The sequence below is a fragment of the Alcaligenes sp. LTN-3 genome, assembly GCF_059735605.1.
On sequence record NZ_JCAPDN010000004.1, the window covers coordinates 102,809 to 119,913 of the forward strand.

The 17,105-nt window shown below is 55.5% G+C and carries 17 protein-coding genes; 8 read left to right on the plus strand and 9 right to left on the minus strand.

Going from position 1 to position 17,105, the window contains the following annotated elements; all coding sequences use genetic code 11:
• Positions 1–91: 91 nt before the first annotated feature.
• From AC6I6N_RS16930 to AC6I6N_RS16950, 5 genes are all read left to right on the plus strand, one after another.
• Positions 92–1,279: an amino acid ABC transporter permease gene (locus AC6I6N_RS16930; RefSeq protein ID WP_125277810.1), complete on the plus strand. Its 1,188-nt coding sequence runs from the start codon at positions 92–94 to the stop codon at positions 1,277–1,279.
• Complete coding sequence (locus AC6I6N_RS16935; protein ID WP_108728534.1) at positions 1,280–2,374, plus strand: amino acid ABC transporter permease; 1,095 nt, start codon at positions 1,280–1,282, stop codon at positions 2,372–2,374.
• 59 nt (positions 2,375–2,433) lie between these two features.
• Positions 2,434–3,171 (plus strand): amino acid ABC transporter ATP-binding protein, encoded by a 738-nt coding sequence (locus tag AC6I6N_RS16940; protein ID WP_094197763.1) that lies wholly within the window; start codon positions 2,434–2,436, stop codon positions 3,169–3,171.
• Positions 3,172–3,241: 70 nt separating this feature from the next.
• Entirely contained in the window at positions 3,242–4,231 is a 990-nt protein-coding gene (locus AC6I6N_RS16945) for a Bug family tripartite tricarboxylate transporter substrate binding protein (protein WP_094197762.1), read from the plus strand.
• 182 nt (positions 4,232–4,413) lie between these two features.
• Complete coding sequence (locus tag AC6I6N_RS16950; RefSeq protein WP_478209766.1) at positions 4,414–5,076, plus strand: YiaD family glycine zipper/OmpA-like lipoprotein; 663 nt, start codon at positions 4,414–4,416, stop codon at positions 5,074–5,076.
• A gap of 1,139 nt (positions 5,077–6,215) precedes the next feature.
• Here the strand turns inward: AC6I6N_RS16950 and thiC are convergent.
• The 3 genes from thiC to AC6I6N_RS16965 all read right to left on the minus strand — a co-directional run bounded on the left by thiC (position 6,216) and on the right by AC6I6N_RS16965 (position 9,285).
• Positions 6,216–8,132 (minus strand): phosphomethylpyrimidine synthase ThiC, encoded by a 1,917-nt coding sequence (gene thiC / locus AC6I6N_RS16955; protein ID WP_108728535.1) that lies wholly within the window; start codon positions 8,130–8,132, stop codon positions 6,216–6,218.
• A 190-nt stretch (positions 8,133–8,322) separates the two neighbouring features.
• On the minus strand, positions 8,323–8,700 hold the full coding sequence (locus tag AC6I6N_RS16960; protein WP_094197760.1) for a helix-turn-helix domain-containing protein: 378 nt from the start codon (positions 8,698–8,700) through the stop codon (positions 8,323–8,325).
• Between the two features lie 210 nt (positions 8,701–8,910).
• A complete protein-coding gene (locus AC6I6N_RS16965) occupies positions 8,911–9,285 on the minus strand; it encodes a helix-turn-helix domain-containing protein (RefSeq protein ID WP_497943686.1) in 375 nt (124 codons plus the stop codon).
• Positions 9,286–9,397: 112 nt separating this feature from the next.
• Here AC6I6N_RS16965 and AC6I6N_RS16970 point away from each other — a divergent pair, with 112 nt between their 5' ends.
• The gene (locus AC6I6N_RS16970; RefSeq protein ID WP_125277813.1) at positions 9,398–10,174 is read left to right on the plus strand and encodes a response regulator transcription factor; all 777 of its coding nucleotides are present in this window, start codon (positions 9,398–9,400) and stop codon (positions 10,172–10,174) included.
• Between the two features lie 71 nt (positions 10,175–10,245).
• Here the strand turns inward: AC6I6N_RS16970 and AC6I6N_RS16975 are convergent, their stop codons facing one another.
• From AC6I6N_RS16975 to rplU, 5 genes are all read right to left on the minus strand, one after another.
• Positions 10,246–11,499 (minus strand): D-amino acid dehydrogenase, encoded by a 1,254-nt coding sequence (locus tag AC6I6N_RS16975; RefSeq protein WP_094197757.1) that lies wholly within the window; start codon positions 11,497–11,499, stop codon positions 10,246–10,248.
• A 129-nt stretch (positions 11,500–11,628) separates the two neighbouring features.
• A complete protein-coding gene (gene proB, locus AC6I6N_RS16980; RefSeq protein ID WP_094197756.1) occupies positions 11,629–12,786 on the minus strand; it encodes a glutamate 5-kinase in 1,158 nt (385 codons plus the stop codon).
• Between the two features lie 133 nt (positions 12,787–12,919).
• Positions 12,920–14,008 carry a GTPase ObgE gene (gene obgE / locus AC6I6N_RS16985; RefSeq protein WP_094197755.1) on the minus strand — a complete coding sequence of 363 codons (1,089 nt, stop codon included), beginning with the start codon at positions 14,006–14,008 and terminating at the stop codon, positions 12,920–12,922.
• Between the two features lie 286 nt (positions 14,009–14,294).
• Positions 14,295–14,555 (minus strand): 50S ribosomal protein L27, encoded by a 261-nt coding sequence (gene rpmA / locus AC6I6N_RS16990; RefSeq protein WP_094197754.1) that lies wholly within the window; start codon positions 14,553–14,555, stop codon positions 14,295–14,297.
• A gap of 50 nt (positions 14,556–14,605) precedes the next feature.
• On the minus strand, positions 14,606–14,917 hold the full coding sequence (gene rplU, locus AC6I6N_RS16995) for a 50S ribosomal protein L21 (protein ID WP_003801901.1): 312 nt from the start codon (positions 14,915–14,917) through the stop codon (positions 14,606–14,608).
• A 400-nt stretch (positions 14,918–15,317) separates the two neighbouring features.
• Between rplU and AC6I6N_RS17000 the strand changes: the two genes are divergently transcribed.
• Both AC6I6N_RS17000 and AC6I6N_RS17005 read left to right on the plus strand, forming a co-directional pair.
• On the plus strand, positions 15,318–15,521 hold the full coding sequence (locus AC6I6N_RS17000) for a CsbD family protein (RefSeq protein ID WP_094197753.1): 204 nt from the start codon (positions 15,318–15,320) through the stop codon (positions 15,519–15,521).
• A 106-nt stretch (positions 15,522–15,627) separates the two neighbouring features.
• The gene (locus AC6I6N_RS17005; RefSeq protein ID WP_009460570.1) at positions 15,628–15,789 is read left to right on the plus strand and encodes a DUF1328 domain-containing protein; all 162 of its coding nucleotides are present in this window, start codon (positions 15,628–15,630) and stop codon (positions 15,787–15,789) included.
• A gap of 75 nt (positions 15,790–15,864) precedes the next feature.
• On the opposite strand, the gene argJ is transcribed toward AC6I6N_RS17005, so the two are convergent.
• Positions 15,865–17,091, minus strand: a complete 1,227-nt coding sequence (gene argJ, locus AC6I6N_RS17010; protein ID WP_497943687.1) for a bifunctional glutamate N-acetyltransferase/amino-acid acetyltransferase ArgJ — start codon at positions 17,089–17,091, stop codon at positions 15,865–15,867.
• Positions 17,092–17,105: the final 14 nt, after the last annotated feature.

The window sequence follows — 17,105 nt, forward strand, 5'->3', positions numbered from 1 at the left end:
GTCTTCGCTGTTTGTTTTTGCGTCTGGCTTCGGCCAGACGTGCGCCACCTCGCAGGGCTACGCGTAGTGCTGCATCCATGGGTTTTACGCTATGGCACAAAATACACCTGCCGTGCCAGCGCCCCCTAAACGGCGCCTGTCCTGGAATGATCCGTTCACACGCGGCATTATCTACCAGGTGCTGATTTTGGGTGTGCTCGGTTTTTGTGTGTGGTATCTGGTTTCCAATACCTTGCACAACTTGGCTGTCCGCAATATTTCTACAGGCTTTGATTTCCTGGACCGAGAGGCAGGCTTTGCCATTGGCGAGTCGGCTCTGGCGTATACGCCCTCGGACACGTATGGGCGGGCCATTCTGGTCGGCCTGGTCAATACGCTGAAAGTGGCGGTGATCGGCATTATTGCCGCCACCGTGTTTGGCACCTTGCTGGGCATTGCACGCCTGTCCAAGAACTGGCTGGTTTCCCGTTTGGCGGGCTTGTACGTGGAAGTGATGCGTAACGTGCCACTACTGCTGCAACTGTTCTTCTGGTACGCCCTGATTACCGAGACCTTGCCCGGACCCCGGCAGGCTTTGAACCCGATCAGTGGCGTATTTCTATCGAATCGCGGTTTGAAGCTGCCGACCTTGCAGGGCGATGGCATGGACTGGATCTTCATGGGTCTGGGTCTGGCCGTGGTGTTGTGGGTTCTGATGGCGCATTGGGCGCGTCGTCGTCTGGAAAATACGGGCCGTCCTTTTCCCACCCTCCGTTTTGGCATTTTGCTGCTTGTTGTGCTGCCGGTTCTGGCCTTATTGCTCAGTCCCGAGCCCTTGGCGTTGGATATGCCCCGCCTACAAGGTTTCAACTTTGTCGGGGGCGCGACCTTATCGCCTGAATTTGCCGCCTTGCTGGCCGGTTTGGTCACCTATACTTCGGCCTTTGTTGCCGAAGTGGTGCGCTCCGGTATTCAGGCAGTGGGTAAAGGACAGTGGGAGGCGGCGCAGGCGCTGGGTCTGTCTCGTGGCCGCATGATGCGTCTGGTGGTTCTGCCTCAGGCATTGCGTGTGATTGTGCCGCCCATGACCAGCCAATACCTGAACCTGACTAAAAACAGCTCTTTGGCCGTGGCCATTGGCTATCCCGATATTGTGTCTGTGGTGAACACCACCTTGAACCAGACAGGGCAAGCGATTGAAGGCATTTTGATCATCATGGCGGCCTACCTGACGGTCAGCCTGTCGATTTCGGTTTTCATGAACTGGTACAACAACCGCATTGCTTTGGTGGAGCGATAAATGAGCCATACGCCTACATCCACCGTAAGCGGGCCACCGCCGCTGCAGCGGGGCACATTGGGTTGGCTGCGCCAGAACCTGTTTTCTTCCCCCTTGAACGCCATTTTGACGGCGCTGTCGGCCTGGTTGTTGTTGATGACCGTACCAGCGATGATCGATTGGTTGTTCATCAAGGCCAATTTCGATGCACAAACCGCACAGGACTGTCGGGCCAGTGCCGGGGCGTGCTGGGCTTTCATTCGTGAAAAGCACCGCCTGATCCTGTTTGGCATCTATCCCTATGACGAGCAATGGCGGCCCTTGCTGGCCTCTATCTTGCTGACCCTGCTGATTGTGTGCAGTTGCGTGCGCTGGTTTTGGAAACCGTGGCTGCCTTTGCTATGGCTGGTCGGCCTGATCGTCGTGGGTATTTTGATGTGGGGCGGCGTGCTGGGTTTGAGCTATGTAGAAAACAGCCTGTGGGGCGGCTTGCCGCTGACCTTGATTCTGGCTACCTTCGGCATCGCTTTCGCCTTTCCTTTGGGCTTGCTGCTGGCCCTGGGGCGTACCTCGCGCTTGCCGGCCGTCAAGGCGGTGTGCGTGGTCTACATCGAACTGATTCGTGGCGTACCACTGATCAGTTTGCTGTTCATGTCCTCGGTGATGCTGCCGTTGTTCATGCCCGAGGGCTTTAACATCGACAAACTGCTGCGTGCCCAGATCGCGATTATTTTGTTTGCGGCGGCCTACATTGCGGAAACTGTGCGGGGTGGTTTGCAGGCTATTCCCAAAGGACAGTATGAAGGGGCCGCCTCGCTGGGTTTGAGCTACTGGCGCACCATGCGCCAGATCATTTTGCCGCAGGCTCTCAAGATCGTGATTCCGCCATTGGTAGGTATCTTTATTTCCTTGTTCAAGGACACCTCCCTGGTCGTGATTATCGGTATCTTCGATTTGACCCAGGCCGCCAAAGTCGCTCTGGCCGATGCGGCCTGGCGCGGCTTTAGCCGGGAAGCCTATCTGTTCATCGCACTGATTTATTTTGTGTTCTGCTACTCCATCTCTCGCTACAGTCGTTCGCTGGAGCGACGTTTGCAAACGGGTTATGAACGCTGACACAGGTGGCAAAGCCTTGGGTAGCACCGGGGCTTTGCTGGCCAGACAAGGAGTTTTGCATGGCAGACGCCATTATTCAGCTAAAGAACGTCAATAAATGGTATGGGCAGTTTCATGTGCTGCGCGACATTACCTTGGATGTGGCCCCAGGCGAGCGCATCGTTATTTGTGGACCCTCTGGCTCGGGAAAATCCACCCTTATTCGGTGTATCAACCGCTTGGAGGAGCATCAGCAAGGGCAGATTATTGTGGCCGGTGAGGAACTCACCAACGATGTGCGTCAGGTTGAGGCCATTCGGCGTGATGTGGGCATGGTGTTTCAGCACTTCAACCTGTTTCCTCACCTGACTGTGATGGAAAATCTGACTTTGGGGCCGATGTGGGTACGTCGCAAGACCAAGGCCCAGGCTCAGGAACTGGCCATGCAATACCTTGAGCGTGTGCGTATTCCAGAGCAGGCCAACAAGTATCCTGGACAGCTTTCCGGTGGGCAGCAACAGCGCGTGGCGATTGCCCGTTCCTTGTGCATGGAGCCAAAGATCATGCTGTTTGACGAGCCGACCTCGGCGCTGGACCCGGAAATGGTCAAGGAAGTGTTGGAGGTAATGGTCGAGCTGGCGCATACCGGTATGACGATGCTGTGTGTGACCCACGAGATGGGTTTTGCACGTAAAGTGGCAGATCGGGTCATTTTTATGGATCAGGGCGAAATCATCGAGCAAAATACGCCTGATGAGTTCTTTGACTCGCCACGCAGTGAAAGAACACGCGAGTTCTTAAGCCAGATCATCCATTAAGGGTCAGTGGTTGCTCTGTACGGGCTGCTTTACGCAGCCCATATGCATTTTTATTTCAAGGAAAAAAGTGATGTTTCGTGTCTGTAAGTGGCTGCTGGCGGTCTCTGGTGTTGCGGCTGTCATGGCTGCCCCGGCTGTCATGGCAGAGGATTCCTATCCTTCCAAACCGATCCAGTTCGTGGTGCCGTACCCGCCGGGTGGCCCCTTGGATAGCATGGCGCGCTTGCTGGCTGAACGTGTCAAAGACGATCTGGGTACGGTCGTGGTGGAGAACAAATCAGGAGCAGGTGGCAATATCGGTGCCAGCATCGTGGCCAAGGCTGCGCCAGACGGCTACACCTTGATGATGGGTGCGGTGGCGATCAACGCCATCAACCCCTGGTTGTACAAGGCGATACCGTTTGACCCAGTCGAAAGCTTTGCGCCCATCGCGCTGGTTGCCTCGGTGCCTAACATCTTGATCGTAAACAAAGAGTTTGCCGAGCAAAACAAGATTGCTTCGGTGCAGGACCTGATCAACTACGCTAAAGAGCATCCTGGTCAAATGAACTTTGCCTCGGGCGGTAATGGCAGTGCAGGCCATCTGGCCGGTGAGGTTCTGAATACCCGTGCCCAGATCAATTCCGTGCACGTCCCTTACGCGGGTGCCAATCCTGCCAAGACAGCATTGCTGGCTGGCCAAGTGCATTTCATGTTTGACAACCTGGCTTCGGCCGCGCCGTTGATCAAGGCCGATACCGTAAAAGCCTTGGCTGTGACGACTCTGGATCGTTCCACTTTCTTGCCTGAGGTTCCCACTATGGAACAGGCTGGCGTGAAACCATTCGACCTGGGCACTTGGTTCGGTGTGTTCGCCACCGGCGGTACACCTCAGCCCGTTCTGGACAAGTTGCATGCCGCTTACGCCAAGGCTTTGATGGATCCCGCTGTACGTGAAGCCCTGGCTACCATGGGCTCGGATGTTGAGCCTGGCACCATGGCCGAGTTCAGCGAGCTTGTCAGCAATGATCTTAAGAAGTACAAAGAAGTCGTTGCTGACTCGGGTGCAGAGTTGTTTTAAGTATTCAAGGGCGTAGCCCCCAAGGCAATGGGTGACTGAAGTTGGCATGGTCGCTGGCAAGATCAAGAATTGTTAAACAAGGCAGTGAAGTCTGTTTTGAAGTACCTGCTTGGTGTGCCTCTTGCTAGTATTAGAGGCATTCAAGCGGTCTTGGTACTTAACTTAAGATTACGGAGCCAATAATGACAATTTCCATTCGTTCTGCAAAATTAGCAGCATGTGCGGGTGCTCTTTCCCTTTTGGCCGCTTGCGGCACTATGGACAATATGAGCACAGGCGGTCGTACCGCAATGGGTGCCGGCGGCGGTGCTGCTGTGGGGGCGGGTATTGGGGCCTTGATCGGAGATAGCAGCAAGGCAGCCATGATCGGTGCAGGTATCGGCGCCCTGGCTGGTGGTATTGCTGCGTATAACTGGTCTGGCATCAAAAAGGATGTTCAGCAGTCTGGGGCAACTGGGCTGGGTGTGGATGTGACCGAAATGGCTGATGGCAGCTTGCGGGTCAATATTCCTAGCAGTGTGTCTTTTGATACGGGTCGCTATCAGTTGAAACCCGCTTTGCTGCCTGTGCTCGACAGTGTTGCTCGTGCGATGAATCAGCATCCCGAGTTGCGTGCTAAGGCTGTTGGTCATACCGATAGCACCGGTTCGGCGCAAACCAACCAGACTTTGTCGGTCAACCGTGCCAGTGCGGTAACCAACTACCTGACACAGCAAGGTGTGGGGCAAGGTCGTCTGATGGTGGAAGGCCGTGGTCCGAATGCTCCTATTGGCGATAATGCCACGGCTGAAGGCCGCGCCATGAACCGCCGTGTGGAGTTGTATTTGTACGCTCCGCAGAAGTAAGTCTCTGCTTGCCGGCTTAAGGCGTGCTGACAAAAGGCCCGGTTTTTTAACCGGGCTTTTTTTGTGCTCGATCGGGGAGTAATGGGGTTTTAGGGCAGGGTCCTCTGCTTGTTGCTTGTTGTTAGCTGTGAGCTGCCAATTGGTGCTTATCTGTTGTCGCTGATGGCGTCACCGTTGCTTTGGGGGTAAGGCTGATTATTGAGTAGAACCCAGTAATGAGCACGCCCTTGGGGGCGGTGGGGACCCGGAGGGGCTTGAGCACTTGCCGGTGCTGCGCACCGGTCCCCTTGTCGAGGTTCTCATCCGGGCGCACTCTGAACTCGCGGGGTGGTTCGTCCCCCGGACGAACCACAAGCGTCCCGCTCAAACAGCAGAGTGCTTGCATCCCGGATGATGCCCCCGCCTGCGGCAAGTACTCTGAATCGCCCCTCCGGGTCCCCACCTCCCCCAAGGACTTATACCGTGGCTATTCACGTAATCATGTATTGAGGATCTGGGATCTGGGATCTGGGTCTAAGATCTGAGGTCTGAGGTCTGAGGTCTGAGGTCTGAGGTCTGAGGTCTGAGGTCTGAGGTCTGAGGTCTGAGGTCTGAGGTCTGAGGTAAGAGGTGAGAGGTAAGAGCAAGAGGTCTGAGGTGATATGTCATAGATTCGACGCAGGCCAGGAAAGTGTCATACACCATCCAAGCATGCGGTTTGAACTGTCCAGAAAAAAACGATTGTGAGCCAGTTGAGCCTAGCTTCAGGGTGTCCGGTCGGTTTAGAGGGTTTGCCGCAGGCGGGAGATAGCGTAGGGGTGCAAGCATCCTGCTGTTTGAGCCGGACGCTTGTACTTGGTCCGGGGGACCAAGTACCCGGTGAGTTCAGGATGTGCCCGTAGCTATCTTCCGACAAGGGCACCGGTGCGCAGCACCGGCAAACTCTCAGGCCGGATACCCTGAAGCTAGGCTCAATTGGCGTCTTCTGCAACGATCTCTTTTGCCTGACAAGCTTCGCGTTCCTACAAATGAAGCAATAAATGAAGCAACGAACCCCGCAAAAAAAGCCCCAGGCAGAAAAAATCCACCCAGGGCTTTAACCCATCAAGGCCTGATCAAACAACGATCATGTTCACACCAGGCCCGTCTTCAATAAAGCTTCAAGCCTCCTGATACAGCTTGCTGCCCTGCTGAACGAACTGTACTGACATCTCCTTCATCCCCTGATCCACAGCGGACTGCTCATCTAGGCCGTTAGCTTTGGCATAGTCACGTACATCCTGCGAGATCTTCATGCTGCAGAACTTGGGCCCACACATGGAGCAAAAGTGCGCCACTTTCATCGAGTCTTTAGGCAAAGTCTCGTCGTGGAACTCACGCGCGGTATCCGGGTCCAGCCCCAGATTGAACTGATCATCCCAACGGAATTCAAAGCGCGCCTTGGACAAGGCATTGTCCCGGAATGCCGCCGAAGGATGCCCCTTGGCCAAGTCCGCGGCATGTGCCGCGATCTTGTACGTGATGATGCCGTCCTTCACGTCTTTCTTGTTCGGCAAGCCCAGATGCTCCTTGGGTGTCACATAGCACAACATCGCCGTGCCTTGCCAGGCAATCATCGCCGCGCCCAAACCGGAAGTGATGTGATCGTAGCCCGGTGCAATGTCGGTTGCCAAAGGCCCCAAGGTATAGAAGGGGGCCTCATGACAGTGCTCCAGCTGCAACTGCATGTTCTCTGGAATCAGATGCAAAGGCACATGACCTGGGCCTTCAATCATGACCTGAACATCATGCTTCCACGCAACCTGAGTCAACTCGCCCAAAGTACGCAGTTCCGCGAATTGCGCCTGATCATTGGCGTCATAGCCCGAACCGGGGCGCAAGCCGTCACCCAGTGAGAAAGCCACGTCGTACTGCTTCATGATCTCGCAGATGTCCTCGAAATGCTCGTACAGGAAGCTTTCGCGGTGATGCGCCAGACACCACTTCGCCATGATGGAACCACCACGCGACACAATGCCTGTCATGCGACTGGCTGTCATGGGAATGAAGGGTAAACGCACACCAGCGTGAATGGTGAAATAATCCACACCTTGCTCGGCTTGCTCAATCAGGGTGTCGCGGAAAATATCCCAGGTCAGATCCTCGGCAATGCCGCCGACCTTTTCCAGTGCCTGGTAAATAGGCACGGTGCCCACCGGAACGGGTGAGTTGCGAATAATCCATTCGCGCGTCTCATGGATATTCTTGCCCGTGGACAAATCCATGATGGTGTCTGCACCCCAGCGAATCGCCCAGGTCATTTTCTCGACCTCTTCGCCAATGGTGGAGCCCAGGGCCGAGTTACCGATATTGGCGTTGATCTTCACCAGGAAATTGCGGCCAATAATCATGGGCTCGGTTTCCGGGTGGTTGATATTGGCGGGCAAAATGGCTCGGCCACGCGCAATCTCATCGCGCACAAACTCGGGTGTTACCGTGGTGGGCAAGCTGGCTCCGAAGCCCTGACCGGGGTGTACCTTGGTCAGGCGGCGGGCCATCTCTTCACCTTGTGGGCCACTGGCGCGCAAACTTTCAATGTATTGCTCGCGCCGCAGATTTTCCCGAATCGCCACAAACTCCATTTCAGGGGTGATGATGCCGCGCCGTGCGTAATGCATTTGCGTGACATTGGCACCCGAAGTACTGCGTCGGGGTTGACGCTTCAGTTCAAAGCGCAAGGTGTCCAGCTCCGGATCAGCCTGGCGGGCCTGACCGTACTGGCTATTGAGTCCTGCCATCAACTCGGTGTCATTGCGCTCGCTAATCCAGGCTTGGCGCAGTGCAGGCAGACCTTTGCGAATATCGATCTGTACCGAGGGGTCTGTGTAAGGACCGCTGGTGTCATAAACGCTTAAGGGAGGGTTTGGCTCGGCGCCAAAGTGGCTGGGCGTATCAGCCAGAGAGATTTCCCGAAAAGGCACACGCAGATCAGGCCGTGAGCCGGTTTGATAGGTCTTTCGGGAGTTGGGTAAGGGCTGGATCGCAGCCGGGTCTACGCTGGCCGCAGTGGCCGTAAAAGAAGGGGTTTTGCTTGTCATTGCAGCTCCAAGGAAATGGTGGAGCCGATATAGGAAGAAGTGCCGTGCAGGCATTGCACCTGTGGCACACGCTCCCAGCATCGGCATTATCCGTACTGGTACGAGGGTTTATCTCAACCCGCCAAATGGCGAGTACCCCTGCGTGCCGACAAGTATAGGTACTTTAGAGCTGCTTGTGGACGTATAAGGCTTATTTTCTTTTCATGCCGTTGAGCAGGTGACGGATGGTTTGATCCAGATGGTCACGCTCTTTGGGGGGTAAAGCCACAATCTCGTCCACGGAAAAGCGGTTGAAGGGCCAGGTCACAATGGGCGGGCCTTCGCCGGAGTCTTGCAAGGTGGCCGCATGGCTTGTGCTTAACTCCATATTGCCCAGCCCGTTCTTGAGCCATTGGGCGCTGATGTTCAGGGCTTTGGCCAGATCCAGAATCTCGCGCGCGTCACGCCGCGTGCCACTCTCATAATTGGAGATGGCGCTTTGGCTAAGGTTACACAGGCGGGCCAGTTCGGCTTGGGAAAAGCCGCGTTGCAGGCGGGCGTGACGGAGGCGATCAGAGAAGTGTTTCACACTACAGATTGTTCATGGAACGCCCTGCACGATGGTTTTCAAGAAAAACCCCGTATGTGATAAAACGATCCGGCCCCATCTGCTTCGCTAGGCAAAGAGAAGGTTAGGATAGGTGTGGGCGCAGTCTGGTATCACGCTGTGTGTACTACCAGCCACTGAGTAGAGTGCGACGCTTGGCGACAGCAGGTAGGGGGCAGAAACGAGTAGTGTCTAGCGCTTTTTCATGCCGTCCAGCAAATGACGCAAAGTGCGATCGAGCAAATCCCGTTCGCTATCGGCTAGCGCAACCACCTCATTGACGGAGAACAGACGGAACGGCCAGGAGACAATCGGAGCGCCTTCCTGAGGTTCGGACAAGGTATATCTGTCGTCCAAGAACTCCATCTGGCCGACACCTTTGCGCAGCCATACCGCGCTGACATTCAAGGCTCTGGACAGCTCCAGTATTTCGCGGGCATCTCGACGAGTACCGTTTTCGTAGTTGGAGATGGCGCTTTGAGTCAATCCGCATAGACGTGCCAAATCCGCCTGAGAAAGACCGCGGTATTGACGTGCATGGCGAAGGCGTTCGGAGAAATGTTTCACACAACAGATTGTTGATGTAACTGCCAGCACGATGGTTTTGATAAAAAATCACAGTCGTGATTTATACTGTCCGACATAGTCATCAGATGTCATTATAGTTAAGGTTTCAACTATGTCGGTTGCAAATGAAATTGCTGGCGGTCCTGTTGTGCTCTACCTGGCCACGGCTATCCCTGATCGGAATTTACTAGAACAAAAAATTCAGGCACTGGCTGAACGTGGTTATCGTCTTATTTTTTGTCCGGATGTAACGGCTTTATTGCAGTTGGCTCAAACGCGCGGGCGTCATGCCGGTTCACTATGTATTGCCTGGCTGGGAGGCACTTTGGCAGAGATTTGCTCTGCAGCCGTGCGCTTACGGATGCTGTGTCCGCAAATCGGGATCTTGATGCAGTCCGACGCCACGGACTCGGCCATGTTGCAAGCCTTGCACAGTGGCGGCGATCAGTTTTGTCCCAAGGATGCGTCTTTGGAGTTGCTGGCGGCCAGTTTGCAGAGTCTGCAACGGCGTTTGATGCAGATACCCATTATTCCTGAACCCTCCTTGATTCAGGAGTGGGTGCTGGATCAGGAAGGCTGGACCTTGATATCACCGGTTGGCATGTCATTTAGTCTGACCAGCACGGAGCGCGCCTTTATGGTCCGTTTGCTGCGAGAGGAGGATCGCCGGGCTAGCCATTACGAGCTGATGCGGGCTGTTGCCAGTAAAACAGATGTCATCAGCAATCCGCCTGGCGCCTTGCATATCAATCGCCTGGGTGTGTTGGTCAGCCGTATGCGGCGCAAATTCAGCCAGGGTGGGACGGTTTTACCGATACGCTCTATCCATAACTGGGGCTATATGTTTGCGGCCAATTGCCAGTTGCTGGCCGAACCGGCGCGCCATTAGGGCAGGGGAGTTGAAAAAGGCTTTGCCGGTTAAACCCGGCAAAGCCTTTGTTGATGCTCTAGAGCAGGGGCTTAGTAGTAACGCTGCACCGACAAGTCGTCAGCACGGATTGCAGGCTCTTTGTTGCTGATCAGATCAGCCAGCAATTGCGCACTGCCGGTAGCCAAGGTCCATCCCAGTGTGCCGTGGCCGGTGTTCAGGAATAGGTTGGAGTAACGGCTACGGCCCACGATCGGGGTGCTGTCCGGTGTCTTGGGACGCAGGCCGGTCCAGAAGTGCAGGTCCGCATCGCTTTGGTAGCTGCCGGGGAACAGGTCATTCAAGACCATCAGCAAAGTCTGTTCACGGCGTGGATTCAGGCGCTTGTTAAAACCCACCACCTCGGCCATGCCACCCACACGAATACGATTGTCAAAGCGTGTCAGGGCGATCTTGTAGCTTTCATCCAGCAGGGTGGATTGGGGCGCACGGGAGGCGTCCGCAATCGTGGCGGTAATGGAGTAGCCCTTCAATGGGTAGACCGGAATGGCTTGCAGGTCTTTCATCAGACCCGTAGACCAAGAGCCCAGGGCTACCACATAGGCATCGGCGGTCAGCAAGCCGTCGGAGCTTTGCACGCCGCTGATCTCTGTGCCATTGCTGTGAATACGCTGAATATTCTGATTCCAGCGAAACTCCACGCCTTCCTGCTCAGCTAATTCGCTAAGACGGCGGGTGAACATCTGACAGTCGCCGGTTTCATCTTCAGGGAAACGCAGGCCACCGCTCAATTTGTGCTCTACATGCCGCAGCGCCGGTTCAATCGTGTGCAGCTCGGACGCTGACAGCAGCTCGTAAGGGACACCTGCTTCTTTCAGCACCTCGATGTCGGCAGCAATGCCATCCAGTTGCTTTTGCGTACGGAAAACCTGCAAGGTGCCTTGGGAGCGGTGCTCGAACTGAATATCGGTCTGGGCGCGCAACTCGGCCATGCAATGGCGACTGTATTCAGCTAGACGCACCATGCGTTCTTTATTGGTGGCGTAGCGATCTGCCGTGCAGTTGCGCCACATGGCCAGCAGCCATTTGATTTGTGTCAGCGTGCCATCGGGGCGAATCGTCAGGGCAGGGTGCTCGTCGAACATCCATTTGATGGCCTTGCGCGGGATACCCGGCGCGGCCCAGGGGCAGGCATAGCCAAAGGAGAGTTGACCAGCATTGGCAAAACTGGTTTCCAGAGCGGGCCCAGCCATGCGGTCAATGACCGTTACGCTGTGTCCTTGGCGGGCAAGATAATAAGCGCTGGTTACGCCTTCTACGCCAGCACCTAACACGAGGATCTTCATACGGTTCCTTGGGCGCATCGCCCGAAAGGGGAAGTGTTGCGATCAGGCGCGGACAGTTCGCACGGACCGTCGCAATTCGATACGTTTTATCCGTCTATTTCAACAGGCGGGCAGGGCAGGGGTCAAGGCTTAGTCCTGATCTGGCCCACTGCGCGGGAACACCATATTGTTGCGGTGGATCAGCTCCGTATCGTGTTCGCTACCCAGCAACTCATTGATCAGGTGGCTAGGCTGGCCCATGATGCGGCGGGTGTCGTCCGAGGAGTAATTGACCAAGCCACGGGCGTACTCCACACCGTGTTTGTCCACGCAGGCAACGACATCGCCACGGTCGAATTCGCCCTCGACATGGGTGACACCTACGGGCAGCAGGCTCTTGTGGCCGTCTACCAGGGCACGTACTGCGCCTTCGTCCAGCGACACGCGACCACGCACACGTAGTTGGTCGACCAGCCAACGTTGACGGGCCGAACGTACAGGCAGGGTGGCACGCAACTCTGTGCCTATGCGCTCACCTTGTGCCAGACGCGACAGGACTTGTTGTTCCCGACCCGAGGCAATGATGGTGTGGCCACCGCTTTGTGCGGCGCGCTTGGCGGCCAGAATCTTGGTGATCATGCCGCCGGTGCCGATATTGCTGCCCGAGCCGCCTGCCATGGCTTCCAGCGTCGGATCGCCCGCTTGTCCCAGCGAGATGAATTGCGCATCGGGATTGCTGCGCGGGTCGGCGCTATACAGGCCAGCTTGATCGGTCAGAATAATCAGTGTTTCGGCTTCGATCAGATTAGTGACCAGAGCGCCCAGAGTATCGTTATCGCCCACACGGATTTCATCCGTGACCACCGTGTCGTTCTCGTTCACGATGGGTACCACCCCCAGATCCAACAAGGTGTTGATAGTGCCGCGTGCGTTCAGGTAGCGATGGCGGTCTGCCAGGTCTTCATGGGTCAACAAAATCTGGGCGGTGCGTACACCGTGGCGAGCAAAAGCCACCTCATAGGCTTGAATCAAACCCATCTGGCCTACGGCGGCCGCTGCCTGCAACTCATTCATGGCCTTCGGTCGACGCGGCCAGCCCAGGCGGGCCATGCCTTCGGCAATGGCACCGCTGGAGACCAGCACCAATTGCTTGCCTTGGGCATGCAGTTGAGCAATCTGGGTAGCCCATTGCTCTACGGCATCCAGGTCAATCCCTTTGCCCTCGTTGGTGACCAGGGACGAACCTACTTTAATAACCAATCGGCGCGATTGTGCAACGGCCGATTCAGAATGAGAAGAGTGCTGCATGACGAGTTCAGAAATCCATCGCTTGGCGTGTAAATAGAGAAAATGCCAGGAGTAGGGCGGCTGGTTTAACCGCGTCTTCCGGGCATTTTGGGGTTCGGTCCTGGAGTCTAAGCCCGGGACCTATGTAGCACGATCAGTCTGGGGCAAACCTCTCGTCGTAAATATGGGTGCCGTCGGCAATATCTTGCTCGATATGCTCTTTGCGGCTTTCTTCGTCCAACCAGGATTGCAGCTGATACACCAGATCTTGCGTGCCCACACCGGTTAGAGCGGAGATGCCGAATACCGGGCCTTCCCATTTCAGCTCTTTGAGCAGGCGGGCTTTCAGGTCTTCAGGATCAGACACCATGTCCAGCTTGTTCAGCACCAGCCAGCGTGGCTTGGCGTACAACTCCTCGCTGTACAGACGCAGTTCTTCAACAATGGCACGGGCTTCCGCAGCTACTTTGGCCACAATATCCTCGTCCGGATCCAGGCTGGATACGTCCAGAAGATGCAGCAAAATACGGGTGCGAGTCAGGTGACGCAAAAACAAGTGGCCCAGGCCAGCACCTTCAGAGGCACCTTCGATCAGGCCAGGAATATCGGCAACCACAAAGCTGTGTGCTTCGGACGAACGCACCACACCCAGGTTAGGATGCAAGGTGGTAAAGGGATAGTCCGCAATGCGAGGCTTGGCGTTGGAAATGCGGGTGATCAGCGTGGATTTACCGGCATTGGGCATGCCCAGCAGACCGACATCGGCCAGTACCTTCAGTTCCAGGCGCAGCTTGCGATGCTCGCCTTCCTTGCCATAAGTAAATTGACGTGGGGCTCGGTTCACACTGGATTTGAAGTGCAGGTTACCCAAACCACCGGCGCCGCCTTGGGCCAGGGTGATTTTCTCGCCATGGCGCTTCATGTCAAACAGCTGCTCGCCGGTTTCCGCGTCAAAAATCATGGTGCCTACCGGCACACGCAGGGTGATGTCCTCACCACCCGCGCCGTACTGGTCGGAGCCACGGCCATTTTCGCCGTTGCGAGCGCGGTGCAGGCGGGCGTAGCGGTAGTCGATCAAGGTGTTGACGTTGCGATCGGCCTGAGCATAAATGCTGCCACCGCGTCCGCCGTCGCCGCCATTGGGGCCACCTTTTTCAATAAATTTTTCTCGGCGGAAACTGGCAGCGCCGTTTCCACCTTTGCCTGCGACCACTTCAATGGTCGCTTCGTCTACGAATTTCATGGTGATGAGTGCTGTATAGGTCCAGGGGCCGCAGAACCGTACGGGCTGCTGGTCTGGGAGCAGACCATTTTAAACAAAAACCCCAATTGCTTAGTGTATAGGAGATTGGCTTAGCTGCCGGTATGTGCCGTGATAGTGGCCGATTTTTAATCTCTTGCTGTGGCCGTAGGGAGACTGGCTAAGCCGGGTGGGCGGGTTTTCAGGATGGCACAGGGGCCATGCATAAAAAAAGCCCTGCCTAGGGCGGCAGGGCTTTTTCGCAGCGAGTACGCTTGGATCGGGTGGCTTATTCGCCAGCAACGACCGAAACGGTACGCTTGTTCAGAGCACCAGTGACGGAAAATTTGACTTTGCCATCGACCAGGGAGAACAGGGTGTGGTCTTTACCAATACCCACGTTCACGCCGGGGTGAAACTGAGTGCCGCGCTGACGAACAATGATGCCGCCAGCCGAAATTACCTGACCGCCGTAGACTTTAACGCCCAGACGTTTGGCCTGTGAGTCACGGCCGTTCCGCGTAGAGCCGCCGCCTTTCTTCTGTGCCATTTCTTTAGCTCCTAGATGAAGAAAATACCAAATTCGCTTTTAGCAACAACTTAGGCGTTGATCGCTTCGATGCGGATTTCGGTGTAGTTTTGACGATGGCCTTGCGTTTTGCGGTAGTGCTTGCGACGGCGCATTTTGAAAATCTTGATTTTGTCGTGACGGCCTTGCGCAAGAACGGTAGCCTTGACCACAGCACCAGCAACGAAAGGAGCACCGATTTGCAGTGCTTCACCTTCGCCGACGGACAGAACCTGGTCAAGCGAAATTTCTTGCCCAATGTCTGCCGGTATCTGTTCTATTTTGAGTTTTTGGCCAGCAGTAATGCGATATTGCTTACCGCCGGTTTTTATAACCGCGTACATAGGGAATCCCTTAAAGAGTCAAACAGGCATCGCTTAAAAGGCCAATAACAAATAACAGCCCGCTGTAATGCCATCTAACATAAAAAAATCTTGACACGCAAAATGCCAAGCAAAAAATAATAGAGTAAAAAGGCTTTGCTGTCAATGGCTTGGGCCTTCTCCTGTCAGTATTTTGCATCCAATCCTTTCGTCTCCCCTAGGCTGTAGAGGGTTGGGCAAGGACGCAGACTGTGTAAGGCAGGTCAGAGCGGGAGATTCCCCCGATCAGGGCAGAAGCGCTAACTTGTTACATTTCCCCTCAATCTGTGGCCTTTGTTTTGCCGTCCTTCCGTTACGGTAGAGGTGTTGCGTTCACAGAAGCGTAAGTCATTTATTTTTCGAACCTGACTAGGGGAAACGTATGAATAAGGACACGATCGAAGGCAAATGGAAACAATTGGCGGGTAAGGCTCGCAGCGTCTGGGGTGAGATCACCGATGATGATTGGGCCAAAATCAAGGGCGATGCCACTCAGTTGGCTGGTTTGGTGCAAGAGCGCTATGGTCGTACCCGCGAAGAGGCAGAGCGCGAAGTAAAGGATTTCTACGACAAGTATGACCGTTAGTGAGGCGGGAGCAGTTTTTTGTCTGATGCTTGTTTCTTGAGCCGTAAAAAAACGGCCCGCCAGACAAAGCCATGGTCCTGTACATACTGATAATGAGGAGAATCGTATGCTTTACTACGCCGTCATCTTTTTTATTGTTGCTATTGTGGCCGCTGTGTTGGGCTTTGGCGGTATTGCCGCTGGTGCCGCGTCCATTGCCAAAATACTATTTGTTGTGTTCTTGATTCTTGCGGTGCTCTCGCTGGTTAAGGGCATGGGCAAGAAATAGAACAGGCCCGCAAAGAGGCGGGCCTGTCTGAACTGCAAAACCGTCTCCACCCATTGGGTGGAGGCGGTTTTTTTATTACGAGCGGTAGTCAGCGTTGATGGTGACGTACTCGTGCGAGAAGTCGCAGGTGTAGACCGTTTCGCTGTGTTGACCACGACCCAGGGACACACGCACCAGAATCTCGGCTTCCTGCATGACGCGCTGGCCGTCCTCTTCCTGGTAGTCCGGATTGCGACCGCCGTTCACGGCGACCAGCACATCACCCAGCCACAGACGCAGCTTGTTGACGTCCAGATCGCTAATGCCTGCGTAGCCGATGGCGCACAGAATACGGCCCAGGTTCGGGTCGGAGGCAAAGAATGCGGTCTTGACCAACGGCGAATGGGCGATCGCGTAAGCCACTTTCAGGGCTTCTTCGCTGGAACCGGCGTCATCAACCTGAATGGTCATGAACTTGGTGGCACCTTCAGCGTCCCGCACGATTTTCTGGGCCAGTTCGCGAGAGGCGTCGACCAGGGCGTCCAGCAAGGTGTTGTAGTTCGGGTCTGCAATCGATTCCACCGTGACACCGCTTTGGCCGGTTGCCATGATGATGAAAGAGTCATTGGTGGAGGTGTCGCCATCAACCGTAATGCGGTTGAAGGAGCGATCCGCCGCCAGATGGCACATATCACGCAGCAGTTCGGGAGCGATACCGGCGTCAGTAGCCAGGTAACCCAGCATGGTGGCCATATTGGGGCGAATCATGCCCGCGCCTTTGCTGATACCGGTCAAGGTCACCGTTTTACCCGATAGCTGGATTTGACGAGACACGATTTTGGGTTGCGTGTCGGTGGTCATGATGCTGTGAGCAGCATTGAACCAGTTGTTGTCGGACAGATCGCTGACCGCTGCGGGCAGAGCGCCCAACAGGCGATCCATAGGCAGCGGTTCCAGAATCACGCCGGTAGAAAAAGGCAGCACTTGCTGGGGCAGGATGTTTAGCAGGCTTGCGGTTGCTGTACACGTTTGCTGGGCTTTTTCCAGGCCAAGTTGACCTGTGCCGGCGTTGGCATTGCCGGTATTGATAACCAGGGCGCGGATGCCATCGTGAGTAGCCAAGTGCGCTTCGCACACTTGCACCGGCGCGGCGCGGAAACGGTTGGTGGTGAACACACCGGCCACGCTGGTGCCCGGGGCCAATTCAAACACGGTCAGGTCGCGTCGGTTGGCCTTGCGAATACCGGCTTCGGCAATACCGATTTTGACACCGGCAACGGGGTGAATATCAGATTCAGAGGGGATGAACAGATTGACGGCCATGACGCGATCCGAAA